Origin of the sequence: Synechococcus sp. MIT S9507 (genome assembly GCF_047304715.1) — a bacterium.
In the GTDB taxonomy this organism is placed as follows: Bacteria; Cyanobacteriota; Cyanobacteriia; order PCC-6307; family Cyanobiaceae; genus Synechococcus_C.
Genome location: NZ_CP138970.1, coordinates 681905 through 696349, shown reverse-complemented (window position 1 = coordinate 696349; position 14445 = coordinate 681905). Strand labels below are relative to the sequence as shown.

The window sequence follows — 14445 nt, the reverse complement described above, 5'->3', positions numbered from 1 at the left end:
TCAGGCCGAGCAGAATTCATACATTGCCTTCACTGATCATCCTGCTTAGTACTCCCTGCGTCTTTTGGTGTTTGCACAATCACTGGGTGGCAATTGTCCTGCTGTGCAGGCTTGTTGCACCGCCTCCAGTCGCTCGTATCGGGTGTTGGCGTTACGACTCTTCAGAAGCTCATAAACAGCAGGACTAATCAGGCGTTCCTCCAGGAGACGCTCATTGGTTTGGGCTGAGGTCTGAAGCCCATGCAGTGATGAGACTGCGAGAAAGCAGCTCAGTGCAGTGAATGAGAAGCGAATCATGCCTGCAATCTAGATCTGAACACCACCTTGGCTGATCTCTCCGCGATTCAGATTTCTGCGATTTGTTCCATGTGTCGACGTCCTGGAGATGCAGTGTTCATCTGCTGATCAGTGCCAGATCCTTGTCATGAATCTGATTTCAGTTCAAGCAACTGAGCATGAGTCGGGCTGTGTCTTTCCTGTCAAAGCACATTGCCTTCTCTTTCACTCGGATGGGGGATGACCAGATCAGACATCGATCTGATGCTGATGGCCGTCAAATAGGAAAACCCATGTGTTGCGACAACCCACATGCTGATCATCACAAGAATGACTTGCCAGCAAAGGACAAGTCCTAAAGGGTTACCCCTCAGATCTGAGTGAATCCATGTCAGGCAAAGGTCAGAATAATCGTGGCGATTGTATGTTGTCGGTCATGGTAGGTGCTCTGTGTGGCACCTCAAGAGGATTCCATCCCGACGACTTCTAGACAAGAATTCAACTGGAACAGTTGCTGCCAATAAGTTGTTTTGCGCATGGCCTTGCCCATGAGGAAGCCTTAGAAAGCCTGAGTCGCCTTTGGCGCAGAACCAAGTGTGAGGCTCTTGTCAGTTTTTCTGGAGAGCTATGTCTTTGACGGGAAATCGTCCACCGTTCTTCGGCTTGAAAACCGGAGATCTTGTGTTGGTGCAACCATCAGCTGATTCAATCCAAACCAGCACTGACTGGTGGATGGGCTGGATTGTTCGCCGTACGGTTGGAGCTGATGTCAACAGTGGGCAGACCTTGTACGAGGTTGCCGATGTTGATTCTGGTGAAGTTCGATCAGTTAATTCAGAGCTAGTAACAAGACTTGTCCTGACTGGTATGGAAGCCAATAAGGTCGTTCCACTGGTACGTCTCTAACAGTTTGGTTGACTGTATTTTTTCTGAACTGTCAACAGTGCTTTATATCTGCACTCCAGTGATTTCAAATTTCTGGTGAATGATTAATCTGCGGGATTGTTGCCTCTATGGATTCGACTTCTTAGATTAGAGGTATTGCAGAACAACCTTGAAATTCTTAGGGATCCAGGCACTGAAAACCCAGTTGTCTGAGAGTTCGCTTAAACAGTCAGAAGTATTTGGCTATTGGCTTGCGTCATCACTCTTGCTGCACTTTTTGATTTTCCCAATGGCTCATGAGCCTACTGATTGGGATTTCGTTTTCTGGGCTGCCTCTCTTGTCGTCATTGTCGTGATGTTGCGTAAGTGTTATTTGGATAATGGAGGTGAGTCTGGCGTTAAATTCTCAGATAAATTCATCTCGATCACTTGGGTGATGACGTTGAGAGGTTTTCTTTTCGTCTTTGTCCCCTTGGTTATTGTTGGCTCATTGGTTATTGGATTCCTTGGTTTAAGTGATGAAGCCACAAATCAATTGATTGATAACAGCGCTCTTATTGATGCATTTGTTTTCGAGCTTTGGGTATGGTTTAGGACGGCTGCTCATATCAAAGATATATGTGTTGCGAGTCGTCTTTCAGATCACTGATGTTGAGTCTGGGTTTATCAGGTGGATCAACGCTGATCTGGTGATGCACATCCAGTCAAAGACTGGAGCAATAAAAAACCCCGCACTTGGCGGGGCATTGATAAGCAAGAATTGTTAATGGAAGATCAAAAGGGACTACTCAAGTCTCCAGCATTCATTTCAAGAGTTAGAGGTATCCGCTCCGCTGAATCCCTGAAGGGTCCTCCAAGCCTTTATACAGACCACTTTGTAGGAAATTCAGGGTGTCATCCTCGGAGTGGGAGACAAAGCCCAGATGTATGAGATATGAGCTGAATAGGACTTTGATCATCAATTCAGTCCAAGGTGATGGTGAAACCATGCGCTCATCGCATCAAGACATGCCACGTTCTGTTCTCCAGGCACTGGGCCCCCTGGTTTCACCTCCCAAGACAACAATTGGTCAGCTGTTACTTCGCTGAGAGTGGCACCAGGAAGTCCCGCGTTCACTCGTCACAATGTCCAGGCCCAGTTCTGCAGGCCCAGCTTCAGCAGATGCTTTAAGCCGTCAGCGTTGTGTGCTTTGAGCGCTAGCAGCTGTTCTGTAAGCAGCGTCATTGTGGACAACGTATTGATGGGCATCAATTGAGTACAACTGTTTAAGCATTCCCCGCTGCAATAAAAAACCCCGCACTTGGCGGGGCAGGTGCAGCCAGCCGTATTCCGCGACGAGAGAGTGTTTACTTTCCTCAGCCAAAAAAACACCAAGCAGTGAATTGATGTCGATAAGTCTGTGATCGCATAAATCCCATTATGAATTTCTGTAGCTCTATTGCGTACCTACAAGAGCGCCAAAAACCCCCATACCTGCGCTCTCGCTCTCAAAGGAGTCGTTGATTAAGTTCTGAGTTCTTGACTTGATCTGAACTCTTTTCTTTCATTAGGTCTTTGGCCGTTCTTAACGGACGTGTGATTTATATCGATCTTCAAGAGGAAGGCCGCCCTTCCCGGTGGAAAGACGGCCTAGCTCGCTCGTTTGTGCATTATTCAACCCATCACTTGTAGGGAAAGGAAGGGGTCGAAGCTTCTGGCTAGAGGCGCCCTGGGGCCATTGGCTCTAGGTGTCGGGTTGTTGTCTCCTGGGGCACCTAGGGCGGTGCAAACGGAGCGGCGATTGGCGTGACGTATCTGATGTGTACCTAACCAAAGGACCAACCCAGGTCATTGTTGAGACTGTTGGAGCAGGGGCCAGAAGTCAGTCTGCTTCTTTGATCTGCGCTGGTGGAGTGTCGGCCGTCATGGGCTCCTCCGATTTCGTGGTCTTACTCTCCACCCGTTGTGGCTGTTTTGCCATCCGTCAAATCGCGCATTGCCTTCACTGGCAAAACCTCCAATAGTGAAAGCGGCGTGCCCAGGCTCAGACGAAGGGCAGGAGTGATGACACTTCAATCCGCTGTGATTGGCTCAGTTGCCCTGCTGTTGTTCGGCTTGTCTGCTCGCGGCTTGAGAACTTCCGACAAGAGTGAACAGCCACCGATTCTTTTTGTGCCTGGCTATGGGATGAGTGCCCTTCGGGTTGAGGCCAAACGTGAGCAGCGCTCACCCGCGAAAATCAATTTTCTGCTTCCGGCGATGAATCCACCAGAAGTTTTCACTGAGTTCAATCCTCCTGTTGCCAATGCCCTGGATTACGCCCGTCGAAGCGGTCTGGATGATTCCGATGTGGTTGTTGTGAGGAAGTGGCTCAAACTCGATATCAGAGCTGATGGGTCAGCACAAAACTAACGCGGGATTCGTGTCAGGCCGGTATCAATCGGGAAGGACTTCTTGCATGAATGTCCTCGTTACGCGGAAATGATGCAGATGCTCATCGCCAAGGGCTGGGTTGCGAATCACAATCTTGCCTGCATTCCGTTCGACTATCGATATCCACCCGGGGAAACAGACTTTGCAGAAGATCTGAAGAAGCTGATCATCAGCCAGTTCGCACTCAGCCAGGGCAGGAAGGTCACTATTGCTTGCCACAGCCAGGGATGTCTCCTGGCCTATCAATTTCTGCGCACTCAGGATCCGGTCTGGGTCGCACGACATATTGGCCTCTTTTACTCATTGGCTGGTCAATTTTCCGGTTGCAGTGATTGTTTGCGCTGGGCCTTTCAGCAGGAATGGAGCTGGGACAGCCATGACAAGGTCGCGTCTCCTTCGGATATGACATGGGTGGGAGAACTCGCTCTCGGGCTGCAAAGCAGCATTTTTGGAGAAGCAATTTTGTATCGCTGGGGACAGACCTCTTATCGAGCACGAGATGCGCAGACTTTGTTACGCGAAGCAGGTGCTTTGGCGATCGCGGAAGCGACCAATCGCTATGCACTCGAAAAGCAGACTTGGTTCCAGAAGGGTGCACGTGATCATCAACCACTGCCTGTGCCAACCCGTGTTGTTTTCGGCACTGGTCTGCTCACAACAGCTGGCTTTGATTTTGCAAGAGAGAAGGTTCCGGTCTCAAGCTGTAAAGATCCTCAATGTCAGGGACTTTACTCACAAAAAAATCCTGAATTGATCCAGACAACAGGAGATCAAGGCGACAGTGCCTGGATGAATCGAGCACCCCGTATGTGGTTGAAGCACCCAGACTGTGAAATGAAGGAATTCGCTGGTATCAGTCATATGGAAATTTTCAAAAACGCCACAGTTCTCAACCATCTGTCAAAAACAATTCAGGAGACAGCGTCAGGCATTGATGTCTGTTTGCAGAATTCAGCTCCAGCTTCCAGAGGGAGCTCAATGCAATGAATTAAGTCGACTCCCGTGTGGTTCACGGCAGAGCAGAGCGATCCTCCCGATTTTGAGCTAGTACAGGTGTCCTGGTTTCGCGGGTATGTCAGCTGATCGCGGGGTTCCCAGCTCGCCCCACTCGGAAAGGCCGATCTTCCTGGATGTTGCTCCCGGGATGACGGTGGTCGTGCGCCATGACTCTCTGACCGGGGAGATGCCAGGCAAGGATTGGTGGATGGGCCAGGTCATCCACTGCGGCGGAGCTGCCCGTAATCCGTCAATGCACAACCTTTTCCAGATCGCTGATGTTGATTCCGGTGTGATCCGGTGGGTGAATGCCGATCTGGTGACCCACATCCTGCCGAGGGCTCCAGAGCAATAACAATGCTGCCCTTGACGGAACGCAATTGGTGGGTGTTTTTCCGTGGGATGCTTGATGAGTGCGTTCAACGATGGTTGCTGTTCTCTCGTCGGGATTCGATAGCCCTTCACCAACTCGTGATCGAATCGTCGTTGGTCAGAGAGCATTGCTGAATCACTCAAGTTGCTTCAGGTTTGGTCATTCCGGCTTTCGGAGCTTTGATGATTTCAGCAGGTATGGTTCTTGAATCCTGATTCTCAGGTGTGGCTGCACTCGCTGAATCATGTGTTCAATATTGAGTAAGAAATCCAACGCTATTCTCCTGCCCAAAGCCCTTCATAAGAGCCGTGGAGAGGGTGATTTGGGTGTTGACGGCCTTCTGCGTAATACAGCTTTTCAGCCATGATATTTCCGACCATCGGCTGCAACTTCGATTCAACAGGAAAAGCCATCATGACAATGGCAGTAAGAGAAGCGAAAATGTTCATTGTCAATCACTTGTGAAGGAGTTTGTTTTTTGCGGGGTGCTGCTCACCTCGACTCCTTCAATGTCACACCTGTATTGGTGAACTCCACTGCGCAGCTATGGTGCACACCCTGCGAAATTCTGGTGAGCTGCTGGTGAATCGTTCAGAGCCTATTGGTCGATTGTGTTGATCCCGTGCAGAAGCCTGTGAAGTTTTGGCCGCAGCTCAACAATTCCGCCCAATTGTGGGAGATGCTATCGATGTGCAGAGAAGCGTTCAGTTTTTTATTCATTTGCAGTCACCAATCTGTATCGAGGAATTGAGCGACTATCATTAAGGTAGAGCAACATCCAATTCACGGGTGAGCTGAGGTTTGGCTGTATGTTGATGTTCCGCAATAACAGGCAGTTTATTGTTTGCTGGAACGGTAATTGTCGCTACGACAAGATTTGAATTGCCAATGCCATGACAAAGGCGTAATCGCATCGGCTCAATGAATTCTCAGACTCTTCTTGCAAGAACGGCTAGAGGCACTGTTTTGCATAAATATGCTGAGGGCTATCTGGTTTGCGACCCCGATGGTCAGTGCAATTTTTGTCATGATTTATACAATGCTGAAGAAATGGTGAGAGAGTTAGAGCAAAAGTATGATTATCCGTATTCCACCAGCTTCCGTGCAATCATGCATTAACCATTCAATAAATGGTCGCTTACACTCAATCAAAAGATGGCTGTTCAACGGATCTCCTGGGCTATGCGGATAGCCATCCGATATGCCTGATCCTTCGAACTTTTGCCCGGAGCAAGCAGACAGTTGCCTTTAGTGGGCTTTGATAAAAATTGAACCACCACCTTGACATGATGCATAAACCTCTCGGGTCATGTTGATAGATATCATGTCCTGAAATGGCAGGCATGAACCAGTGGCTAAGGGCTTTTCTTGCGATGTCGATCCATCATCCTTTGGTTTTGATTCTTGATTTGGTTCAGGGTTTGATGATTCATTGGTTGCCGTTTGATCAATGATTAAAGGCGTTAGCCCACAACCGGTTGATGGCAGCATTGAATTCCACTGCCTGGCGAGAGATGCATCGGCACCCTCGCGCATGACAAGGTCGGCGTAAGTCCTGGCGTTGTCAAATGCTGAACACTTGTAGGCCGGTTCGCTAGATCTGTACTGATCAAGACTTGAATTGAAATTATTCCTTAATCCAATCACGCGAGAATTGGCACTGATGCTCGCTGGGAAAACAGTCATTTAAGCCAGGCATATTGCGATTCTGGTAAACATTGTTTTGTCTTGTGATGGACGTCTTGCTTCTGATGTAGTCACTATCGCTGATGCGATTTGGAATCACCTCACCCAAAAGGGTGAATCATCGGGTCAGTGACTCTCTGTCCGCTTGTTTGACTGTCAGTCAAGCTGGCGAGCAATTCAATCTGTTGTCCGCTGGAAGGTCCACTTGTCACTCCCCTCAAGCAAGGGTAGAACACTTGTATTGGCAGCGAGTTTATGACGGTAGGCCGCTTCAACAGCGTTTCAGGTCAAGTTCAGAACAGGCCTCGGCTCCTCGACGTCAGGGCAGGACATTTCGTGATTGTTCAAGCACCGCAGAGTGCTGGCTTTGGGAAGGCGGATGATTGGTGGATGGGGCTGGTCGTCTGGCACGACGCCGGTGCCAAGGACCAGAAGGCCAATGCGCTCTTTCAGGTTGCAGATGTGGATGGTGGCTCGATCAGGTGGGTCCATAACGACGAGTTGATTCATGTCCTTCACTCGCTGGACGGGCTCTTTGGCTGATTGCTCCCCGAAGGATTGGCAAGCCTGCGTATCAACACTTCTGGCTTTTGCTGGACCGGTTGAGACGTCATGAGTGAGCGCAACTCCGTGACAAGAGCAGGGTTTATCCGTTTGTCATCGCAAGAGATAGGCATACTGCTTCCTTGTCCTGTCAAGCAGCTGCTCGCGCGCTGCGGATATTTTTGCGACTGCTTGTAACTATGCCTGTTGGTAGTACATGCGTTTGCTAAAATTGTTACAGTTGGTTCTCCTCACAGGACTCCAACTTGCTACGAGGCGAGAACATGGCCCAGTGCAGGCCAAGCACTGGGTCTTTTATTGGCCATGGCTCAAGTCGTTGATGATTCAGGCAATACAGCGCTCTCATTCTTTGATGCAGCATCAGCCACTTCTATTGACACAGCTTGATTGCACGACGAATCAGTCTGAATCTCAAGAATTCGAATGGTGAAACTGGATATTGCTCCCATTCATTTTCATTAAAAAGAGGGGCTCGTTGGTCCCTCTTTAGGTCGTTGAGGCCTCTCCCGGAGAGCCTTCGACCATGTTGCATTTCTAACTAACCGGAATATCGCTTGCAATGGTAGAAATACTTATGGCTTGTCTCGGTAAGTCTCGGATCTCGCCAGCTTAAAGTTCAGAATTTTTGATCAAAAGTGTGGTGTCTCTATTTTCATGTCATCAATCTTGCCAAATTCACACTGATGCTTCATTTCGCAGGATCACCTGCCTCATTCAGAATTCCTTTTCCCGAGTGGCAACAGGCATGGTTATGACTGAGTCTGAATCTGTCCTTGAGATAACTCTTGAATGCTTGCCGACCGTTGACTAGCTTTGAGGCCAATGACCCATATAGGGCAATGCAAATAATGCAGCTGATACCGCAAACAGTGAAAAGCCAGCCAAAAGGCTGTAAGTGAATGTTGACATTTTATTCAAAATCACATACTGATTTTGTTTTAAACAAGCACAGCAATTCTGGCTGTAGATAATCACTTATGCGTAGGTGCCTCTTGTTCCTCTGGGCACAAGCAGATTTGCCAAAACAAAGTCTCATTGTGCTCAGTCACTGTTCTGACAGACGCTTTCCATCCATTGGTCGAGCTTGCTGCTGAGTTCAGCGTTGACACTGCTGACGCCTCGTTCTGGATGGCAAGTCCTCTCGGGCGGTCATCTACACCCTGACCGAACTATCCCTGCGGGACGGAGCGAACTACTTTTCTGATGTCTTGGAGAGAAGAGTCATGCAAGAGGTTCCCAGTGCCGTCAGTTTCAAGGAACTGTCCATCCATCTGAATGCAGCATCTCTTGGCTCATCGTCTTCCGAAGACGGAGCAGATGACGAAGCAATGAGCTTTGACTGGGCTGAGCGCGTGAGCTCACTCCTTGAAGAGGTTGAGAAGTCTGCCTCCATCGCCGCAGAGGCGAAGACTGTTGATCAGGTCATGGCTCTGGGAGCGTTCAGAACCCATCTGATGCTCAGTCTGCAAGCCATTAAGGCCGCTGACCTTTAAGGGACTGGGTTGTCTTCAGTAGCCCTGCAATTCATGTTATTTCGCTGCCTGCTTTGGGATCAGGGCGGGTTGGCCTCGATTTGTCACATTGTTGTGAATGGCATCAGTGTTGGTTGATCACAGAAGAGGAGTGAGTACTCGGCCATTCACCGAAAGTTCACCAGATCGTCTTGGGATTTGTACCCAAGCTGTGCAGTGAGGTTCACCAGCAGTGTTGTGATCTTGAAGGAGTCGAAGGGGGGTATCACCCCCATGCAACCACTCCCTGAAGCCATGTTGGTTAAGTCCCTCTTCGTTTACACCCTCACCTTGGCGGTGGGGCTTGGTGCTGTGACCCACGCAAAAACACAGTTGATCGAGCAGTCAATTCAGGAAAGGACAGAAAATCTCTTATCGGCTCATCATAAAAATGGAGATTGATTTCACAGGAAGAAGCAATTCTGACTCGCGCCCCTTCCGTTGTTGATAATCCCCCGAATGGGTGATGTTTCCTTGAACCAGTCGTGATCTACTGAATTCAAGTGAATCACTGGTGATATTCAATGAACCAGTCCATTGAGATCTCAAACATTGATCATGAGGCACATCGGCTTCGCAAACGCCTCAAGTTTTTGATGGCGCAGATGAGAGAGCAAGGGCCTGTTCCCCGGTTGCTCAATGACTACTCCCATTGTCACAAGCGCTTGGTACATCTTCAAGAGCACTATGGCGTGTGATTGATGCATGGTCCTGCGTAGGGGTGGATTGATATCGTTTTGTTCATTGGTGAATGCGCTTGAATTAGCTTGCCTGTAACTCTTCAGAATTGCTGAGCCGGATGGTTCTTTTATCTCAATGATTATTCAAATGCAATTGCTTGGAAATGTCTGATTGTTAGGCCAGTGCGAATGGCGCTATTTGCTTATTAGTCAATGGTTGAGCTTTTGAGGCTTTTGCTCGCCACTGTTGATGCGTTTTGAGCTTGGGTGGCTCTTGAGACTGATTTTTTATTTTTTGGCGTAAATATGGCTTCAAATTTTAATTGTAATTCTCAAGGGTGGGAGTTAGGGTTGATGCATAGGGAGTTGGTGTGATGACGAAAAGTAATCCCAGTTCACCAACACAGGAATCCAGATTCTTGAGAAGGAAGCAGGAATTGATCAGGCAAGTTCTGCTTCATGAGTGGGCAAAACTAAGTGCTGAGGATTTGGGGGAGAAGCTCGGATGTGATCTTGTTGGCAAGGCGCCTCATGTCAGGCACGCAATGATTATGCTTCTAAGCGAAGATATTGCCCTGGCCATGAGTGATCAGGAGGCTAATCAATTCCTGTTGAATCTCCAGTAGGCGCAGTGCGTCATGAGTGCTGAGTTTTTTAACTAGCCAGTTAATATTGCGAAGCGATGACTCTGAATAGCCTTCGCTGTTGAATCGCAGGACTTGCTGTGGTGATGCTTTTTGTGAGTGCGATGCCCCTGCTCTGAAGCTGCCTGTACCTGTAGTTCCAAGCGATGGTTGCAACGACGTTTTCCAATGCGGTCTGAACTGTTGGATTGCTTTTGCCTGGCTTGCCTGGGTCTTGTATGAACGCAACATCCCTCATGCGTCGATCACTTTGGCTGCCAAGTGGCGTTCAGCACCGGGGGATTTTTGTGTTCCTTCTTTCCTTGTCGTGGCCGGTAATCCCTAACGAATCCCTGCCACGTCTAATGCCCAGAATTTTCATAATGTCCAGTGAAGGAAATAGGTGTATGGACTTGCTTCAACGAATGAGAGTGATCGGCAGTGGATTAGTCATTGCCGCATATTTCATTACCCTCCATCTTGATGTTGTGACTGGAGTGATCGTTCATTTGGCGGCAATGACTATCTCTGTGCCTTACTTCATCAAGTCAAAAGCGTGGGACGTGGTGATCATGATGACCTTTCTGATGACGATTGGGTCAGGGCGTCTGGTCACAGCGGCAATGCCTTGATGGCTTATAGGTAACAACAGCAATTGCAGAGCATTGCATCCCCTGCAAAGACGCAAGTGGCAAGTTTTTGCGCTGCAGCACAATGGTTGTTGCATGTATTGGTTTTGTTTCAATGAGCTTTATTTTGTGGTCCGGGTGATTGGCAAGTTCATTCCTGAATCATGCAGCTGATTCAGTGAAAGGAATGATGCCTGCGCTGCGCGATTTGCTCATGAAAGCTCTTATCGGCCTGTTCACCAGCTTGCCTGTACGGATGCGCTCTGCTGTTGATATTCGTTTTTGATTTGCAAGTATTTTTGTGCAATTAGTTAATGGTTTGCCCCCTATGAGTCTTCGTTCGCACCTGTTTTTGCCCTTGAAAGCAAGCAGGTTTTCGTTGTCAATTGCTTGTTGCAGCTTTGCCTTGAAGCTGGTTTTGAAATGATCTGCAACTCCTGGGCTTCTCAATTGAATTGGGTTGGTGTTCTTCACAACCCAGTGCTGCACTAGGATTTAAAGCCCGGTTTTTGGGTTGGTTGAACGCTGTTCAACAGCTTTTCCAAAATCGGCTCCCCTGCACAAACCCGTTTTTGTGGTGTGTTGTACATCTTGTATTTATCATCAACGATCAGTGTGTCTATCGTGTCCATATGAGGAGTGCGTACCTTCGACACCGATTTGACTTTATTACTCAACTGAGCAAGCACAAGGTCCAATTCTTCTGGAGAATCCCCTTGTAGGCGTTTTGGCAGCAGCATATGGGCATGTAGGTGCCTTTCAGAACGTTGTTTGCCGAGTTCATGAAATGCCAACCTGTTGATGGAGTCCCCGTATTTGTCCAATCTCTTGATGCCATAGTATTTGTAGAGGATGAAGTTGATTGCTTTTTGAAGATCTTTACTAACGAGACCGTCGTTGCCACGTCTGAAACTCCAATATTTCAATGACATTCTTTCAATGAAGTTCATAGCACTAAGATGTATGCCATCTACTTTGGTGTTCAGTCCATACCTGTCCTTGTAACCCAGTGGGTTGTTGAAAGTTTCTCTTTTAGTTTGTATCCAGTCATTAGGGTTTTCAAGATTGATCGTTACTAGATAAAAGGGATCAAACCCATCATTGATTTGCTTAAAACACCATTTAATTAATTTGTTCTGTAATCTGTTCGTCATTGTTTGATTGATTAGTGATTATTTCTGGATACTCCTCGTCCTAACTAGTATTTCACCTAGTTTTTCAGAGGTGTATTCAATTGTGTAAGTGCTCTATGTTCTAACCCAAGAAATGTTGCTATATCGTTTAATTCGCTGACTATGCAGTTTCAACCGATACGGAAGGTACGATCTTCTAGATACTGTTTTTTAGTAGTCCATTCCTTTTTTAACTATCCAAGTGGTGCCAGCACTTAGAGCAAGTATTGTCTCGTTCTGAATATGAAATCGACTTCAAATTCATCCTATTTATGATACCAGAAGTTGTACCATTTGTTAATAAGTGATTGCGGTCTTGAGTGTGTGCAATCTAAGGTAACTTATGGCGAGCATTGTTCTCTAAAGGTGATTTAATGCACCATTTAAATGTGTCGAATTTCAGATGTCCTTGCCTGAATCTAGTTTCTCTCTCAGTTCTTTGATCTTGAGGTATTTGATCATTGCCTTGATGTGGTCTGCTTCGTATTCGTCGGCACACTGCTTCTTGGCAGATTTAAACTCGTTATGGGTATAAGTGTCTTTGTTCTCTATATGAGAGTACCAGCATAGGCATAATGATCTGTGAAAAACTTTGTCTGCACCAGATCCCCATTGTTTCCCAAATCGTGGATCCTCTGGTTGAAGTGAAAGTCCATATGCCATGCAATTTGTCATGTATACGTCCTTGGGATGTCACTTTACAACTGGAGAATTGTCCATTGCTGGTGATGCAGTAGTCGTTGCTGCTAGTAGCAGTGGAAGTGCAAAATGGAGCATGATTAAGGTTTGGTTGTGCATGAACAATGCATGAACAGAGGCGTTCAGGCAACGAGTAATTGATTTTGCTTGTGTTCTCGGAGAATCCTTTGAACCATTGATCTGCTCATTCCCACTGATTTAGCGATGGTGCCCATTCCATTTCCATCGTTGTGCTTTCTCACAACTTCGTCTGCTTGAAATGAGGTATACGTTCTCTTTCTCCCAAATTTGACTCCTCTTGCTTTTGCAACTGCTCTTCCCTCTAAGGTTCTGGTTTTGATTTGATCGAGTTCTTGAGATGCTGCGTATCCCAGGATTGAGACGATCAGCATCGTTATCTCTGCTGGCATTGCAGTCGTATCCAATCTCCCGTCAAGAGTTTTGATGTGGATCCCTCTCTCCAGGAGATCTGACACCTGGTTGACCATCCCCATAAAGGAGCGGGATAACCGTGACAGTTCAGAGATAACCAAGGTGTCCCCTGACTCTATGAGGTTGAGGCACTGCTGGAGTTGAGGTCTGCTGCTCCAGTCGCTCGTGCCAGTGATCTTGTCTCCGAGGATCTCGTCGCAACCTGCTTGCTTCAGGGCAAGCACCTGTCGCTGCTGGTCCTGTTCGGTTGTGCTGCAGCGCCAGTACCCGTACACCGTCATTGGGACACCTCCATAGAGGTGCTGCTTTTTGATGCACAGTTTTAATGCAGGCAGATGCCTGTGGTGCCGTTGGCGGTGGTGCTGGATCTGAAGTCAAAAGATCTGATGCACCCAGGTACTCCCTTTTCAGGGTGTTCCCCGTGGTGGAACCTCCCTCCAATTGGGACAATGGTTCTGACAAGGTTCCAAACCTTCGGATCTTGGAATTGGTGCTGCAGGTCGTGACTGACTTTGTATGCATTGTTCCAACACCGTTCCAACAGTGCTAAGCGCCAAAACCCAGTCGTAGTCAGAGTCATGTTTTTCCAGGACATCATCAGCACTCTCAATCGTTTCTGGGCCGATCAGGGCTGCCTCCTGCTCCAGCCCTACGACACTGAAAAGGGTGCTGGAACCATGAGCCCGCACACGGTGCTGCGGGCGATCGGGCCGGAGCCCTGGGCGGTTGCCTATCCCGAACCCTGTCGTCGTCCCACCGATGGCCGTTATGGAGACAATCCCAATCGGGCTCAGCATTATTTTCAATACCAGGTGCTGATTAAGCCTTCACCCGATGGCATTCAGGAGACTTATCTCTCCTCATTGGAAGCACTGGGTATTCGTGCTGCCGATCACGACATCCGATTCGTGGAAGACAACTGGGAGTCTCCGACTCTCGGGGCCTGGGGAGTGGGTTGGGAGGTCTGGCTCGACGGCATGGAAGTGACCCAGTTCACTTATTTCCAGCAATGTGGCGGGATTGACTGCAAGCCTGTTTCGATCGAAATCACCTATGGACTCGAGCGTCTGGCGATGTATCTCCAGAACGTCGAAAGCATCTGGGAGCTGAGCTGGAACCAAGAACGGAGTTATGGCGATATCTGGCTTCCCTTTGAAAAGGGACAGTGTCATTTCAATTTCGAGTCTTCCAATCCAGAGAGGCTCAAGCAGTTGTTTGCCATTTACGAGGCGGAAGCAGCGGATCTCATTGAGAAAAAGTTGCCTGCACCCGCTCTCGATTTTGTGCTCAAGTGCAGCCATACCTTCAATCTGTTGGAAGCCCGGGGGGTGATCTCGGTGACCGAGCGCACGGCCACCATCGGTCGAATTCGCAACCTGGCCCGCAAAGTTGCAGAAGCCTGGCTCGCCGAGCGTGAAGCGCTGGGATTCCCTTTGCTCAAGCAACCCGCCGTCGCCTCGTCTTCAGCAGCCGTCGCTTTCTGATCACGGGGGAACCCTCCAAACA

At 48.3% G+C, this 14445-nt stretch carries 17 protein-coding genes; 10 read left to right on the top strand and 7 right to left on the bottom strand.

Annotation, left to right across the window (positions count from 1 at the left end):
• Window positions 1-45 precede the first annotated feature (45 nt).
• Window positions 46-297 carry a hypothetical protein gene (locus SIB83_RS03660; RefSeq protein ID WP_413746815.1) on the bottom strand — a complete coding sequence of 84 codons (252 nt, stop codon included), beginning with the start codon at window positions 295-297 and terminating at the stop codon, window positions 46-48.
• Window positions 298-939: 642 nt separating this feature from the next.
• Between SIB83_RS03660 and SIB83_RS03655 the strand changes: the two genes are divergently transcribed.
• From SIB83_RS03655 to SIB83_RS03635, 5 genes are all read left to right on the top strand, one after another.
• Complete coding sequence (locus tag SIB83_RS03655; RefSeq protein ID WP_413746814.1) at window positions 940-1182, top strand: DUF3104 domain-containing protein; 243 nt, start codon at window positions 940-942, stop codon at window positions 1180-1182.
• Window positions 1183-1330: 148 nt separating this feature from the next.
• Window positions 1331-1810, top strand: a complete 480-nt coding sequence (locus tag SIB83_RS03650; protein WP_413746813.1) for a hypothetical protein — start codon at window positions 1331-1333, stop codon at window positions 1808-1810.
• Window positions 1811-3205: 1395 nt separating this feature from the next.
• Window positions 3206-3553: a hypothetical protein gene (locus SIB83_RS03645; RefSeq protein ID WP_413746812.1), complete on the top strand. Its 348-nt coding sequence runs from the start codon at window positions 3206-3208 to the stop codon at window positions 3551-3553.
• Window positions 3554-3631: 78 nt separating this feature from the next.
• Window positions 3632-4561, top strand: a complete 930-nt coding sequence (locus SIB83_RS03640) for a lipase/acyltransferase domain-containing protein (protein ID WP_413746811.1) — start codon at window positions 3632-3634, stop codon at window positions 4559-4561.
• An 85-nt stretch (window positions 4562-4646) separates the two neighbouring features.
• A complete protein-coding gene (locus SIB83_RS03635; protein ID WP_413403678.1) occupies window positions 4647-4925 on the top strand; it encodes a DUF3104 domain-containing protein in 279 nt (92 codons plus the stop codon).
• Between the two features lie 293 nt (window positions 4926-5218).
• Here SIB83_RS03635 and SIB83_RS03630 read toward each other — a convergent pair whose 3' ends face one another.
• Both SIB83_RS03630 and SIB83_RS03625 read right to left on the bottom strand, forming a co-directional pair.
• Window positions 5219-5392, bottom strand: coding sequence for a hypothetical protein (locus SIB83_RS03630; RefSeq protein ID WP_413746810.1), 174 nt, complete (start codon window positions 5390-5392; stop codon window positions 5219-5221).
• A gap of 799 nt (window positions 5393-6191) precedes the next feature.
• The gene (locus tag SIB83_RS03625; protein ID WP_413746809.1) at window positions 6192-6629 is read right to left on the bottom strand and encodes a hypothetical protein; all 438 of its coding nucleotides are present in this window, start codon (window positions 6627-6629) and stop codon (window positions 6192-6194) included.
• Window positions 6630-6884: 255 nt separating this feature from the next.
• On the opposite strand from SIB83_RS03625, the gene SIB83_RS03620 reads away from it, so the two are divergent.
• From SIB83_RS03620 to SIB83_RS03610, 3 genes are all read left to right on the top strand, one after another.
• A complete protein-coding gene (locus tag SIB83_RS03620; RefSeq protein WP_413746808.1) occupies window positions 6885-7172 on the top strand; it encodes a DUF3104 domain-containing protein in 288 nt (95 codons plus the stop codon).
• 1244 nt (window positions 7173-8416) lie between these two features.
• Window positions 8417-8686, top strand: a complete 270-nt coding sequence (locus SIB83_RS03615; RefSeq protein WP_413746807.1) for a hypothetical protein — start codon at window positions 8417-8419, stop codon at window positions 8684-8686.
• Window positions 8687-8959: 273 nt separating this feature from the next.
• Window positions 8960-9106 carry a hypothetical protein gene (locus SIB83_RS03610; protein WP_413746806.1) on the top strand — a complete coding sequence of 49 codons (147 nt, stop codon included), beginning with the start codon at window positions 8960-8962 and terminating at the stop codon, window positions 9104-9106.
• 835 nt (window positions 9107-9941) lie between these two features.
• Here the strand turns inward: SIB83_RS03610 and SIB83_RS03605 are convergent.
• Window positions 9942-10259, bottom strand: a complete 318-nt coding sequence (locus SIB83_RS03605) for a hypothetical protein (RefSeq protein WP_413746805.1) — start codon at window positions 10257-10259, stop codon at window positions 9942-9944.
• A 173-nt stretch (window positions 10260-10432) separates the two neighbouring features.
• Between SIB83_RS03605 and SIB83_RS03600 the strand changes: the two genes are divergently transcribed.
• Complete coding sequence (locus tag SIB83_RS03600; RefSeq protein ID WP_413746804.1) at window positions 10433-10639, top strand: hypothetical protein; 207 nt, start codon at window positions 10433-10435, stop codon at window positions 10637-10639.
• Between the two features lie 159 nt (window positions 10640-10798).
• Here the strand turns inward: SIB83_RS03600 and SIB83_RS03595 are convergent, their stop codons facing one another.
• From SIB83_RS03595 to SIB83_RS03585, 3 genes are all read right to left on the bottom strand, one after another.
• Window positions 10799-11110: a hypothetical protein gene (locus SIB83_RS03595; protein ID WP_413746803.1), complete on the bottom strand. Its 312-nt coding sequence runs from the start codon at window positions 11108-11110 to the stop codon at window positions 10799-10801.
• A gap of 14 nt (window positions 11111-11124) precedes the next feature.
• On the bottom strand, window positions 11125-11790 hold the full coding sequence (locus SIB83_RS03590) for a hypothetical protein (RefSeq protein ID WP_413746802.1): 666 nt from the start codon (window positions 11788-11790) through the stop codon (window positions 11125-11127).
• Between the two features lie 839 nt (window positions 11791-12629).
• Complete coding sequence (locus SIB83_RS03585) at window positions 12630-13220, bottom strand: recombinase family protein (protein ID WP_413746801.1); 591 nt, start codon at window positions 13218-13220, stop codon at window positions 12630-12632.
• 297 nt (window positions 13221-13517) lie between these two features.
• Here SIB83_RS03585 and glyQ point away from each other — a divergent pair, with 297 nt between their 5' ends.
• On the top strand, window positions 13518-14423 hold the full coding sequence (gene glyQ / locus SIB83_RS03580; protein WP_413746800.1) for a glycine--tRNA ligase subunit alpha: 906 nt from the start codon (window positions 13518-13520) through the stop codon (window positions 14421-14423).
• Window positions 14424-14445: the final 22 nt, after the last annotated feature.

What these genes read in the sequence shown, in the direction of transcription:
- SIB83_RS03660 (WP_413746815.1), bottom strand. Translation starts at nt 297, where the DNA reads ATGATTCGCTTCTCATTCACTGCACTGAGCTGCTTTCTCGCAGTCTCA.
- SIB83_RS03645 (WP_413746812.1), top strand. Translation starts at nt 3,206, where the DNA reads ATGACACTTCAATCCGCTGTGATTGGCTCAGTTGCCCTGCTGTTGTTC.
- SIB83_RS03640 (WP_413746811.1), top strand. Translation starts at nt 3,632, where the DNA reads ATGCTCATCGCCAAGGGCTGGGTTGCGAATCACAATCTTGCCTGCATT.
- SIB83_RS03635 (WP_413403678.1), top strand. Translation starts at nt 4,647, where the DNA reads ATGTCAGCTGATCGCGGGGTTCCCAGCTCGCCCCACTCGGAAAGGCCG.
- SIB83_RS03630 (WP_413746810.1), bottom strand. Translation starts at nt 5,392, where the DNA reads ATGAACATTTTCGCTTCTCTTACTGCCATTGTCATGATGGCTTTTCCT.
- SIB83_RS03625 (WP_413746809.1), bottom strand. Translation starts at nt 6,629, where the DNA reads ATGACTGTTTTCCCAGCGAGCATCAGTGCCAATTCTCGCGTGATTGGA.
- SIB83_RS03620 (WP_413746808.1), top strand. Translation starts at nt 6,885, where the DNA reads ATGACGGTAGGCCGCTTCAACAGCGTTTCAGGTCAAGTTCAGAACAGG.
- SIB83_RS03615 (WP_413746807.1), top strand. Translation starts at nt 8,417, where the DNA reads ATGCAAGAGGTTCCCAGTGCCGTCAGTTTCAAGGAACTGTCCATCCAT.
- SIB83_RS03610 (WP_413746806.1), top strand. Translation starts at nt 8,960, where the DNA reads ATGTTGGTTAAGTCCCTCTTCGTTTACACCCTCACCTTGGCGGTGGGG.
- SIB83_RS03605 (WP_413746805.1), bottom strand. Translation starts at nt 10,259, where the DNA reads ATGTTGCGTTCATACAAGACCCAGGCAAGCCAGGCAAAAGCAATCCAA.
- SIB83_RS03600 (WP_413746804.1), top strand. Translation starts at nt 10,433, where the DNA reads ATGAGAGTGATCGGCAGTGGATTAGTCATTGCCGCATATTTCATTACC.
- SIB83_RS03590 (WP_413746802.1), bottom strand. Translation starts at nt 11,790, where the DNA reads ATGACGAACAGATTACAGAACAAATTAATTAAATGGTGTTTTAAGCAA.
- SIB83_RS03585 (WP_413746801.1), bottom strand. Translation starts at nt 13,220, where the DNA reads ATGACGGTGTACGGGTACTGGCGCTGCAGCACAACCGAACAGGACCAG.
- glyQ (WP_413746800.1), top strand. Translation starts at nt 13,518, where the DNA reads ATGTTTTTCCAGGACATCATCAGCACTCTCAATCGTTTCTGGGCCGAT.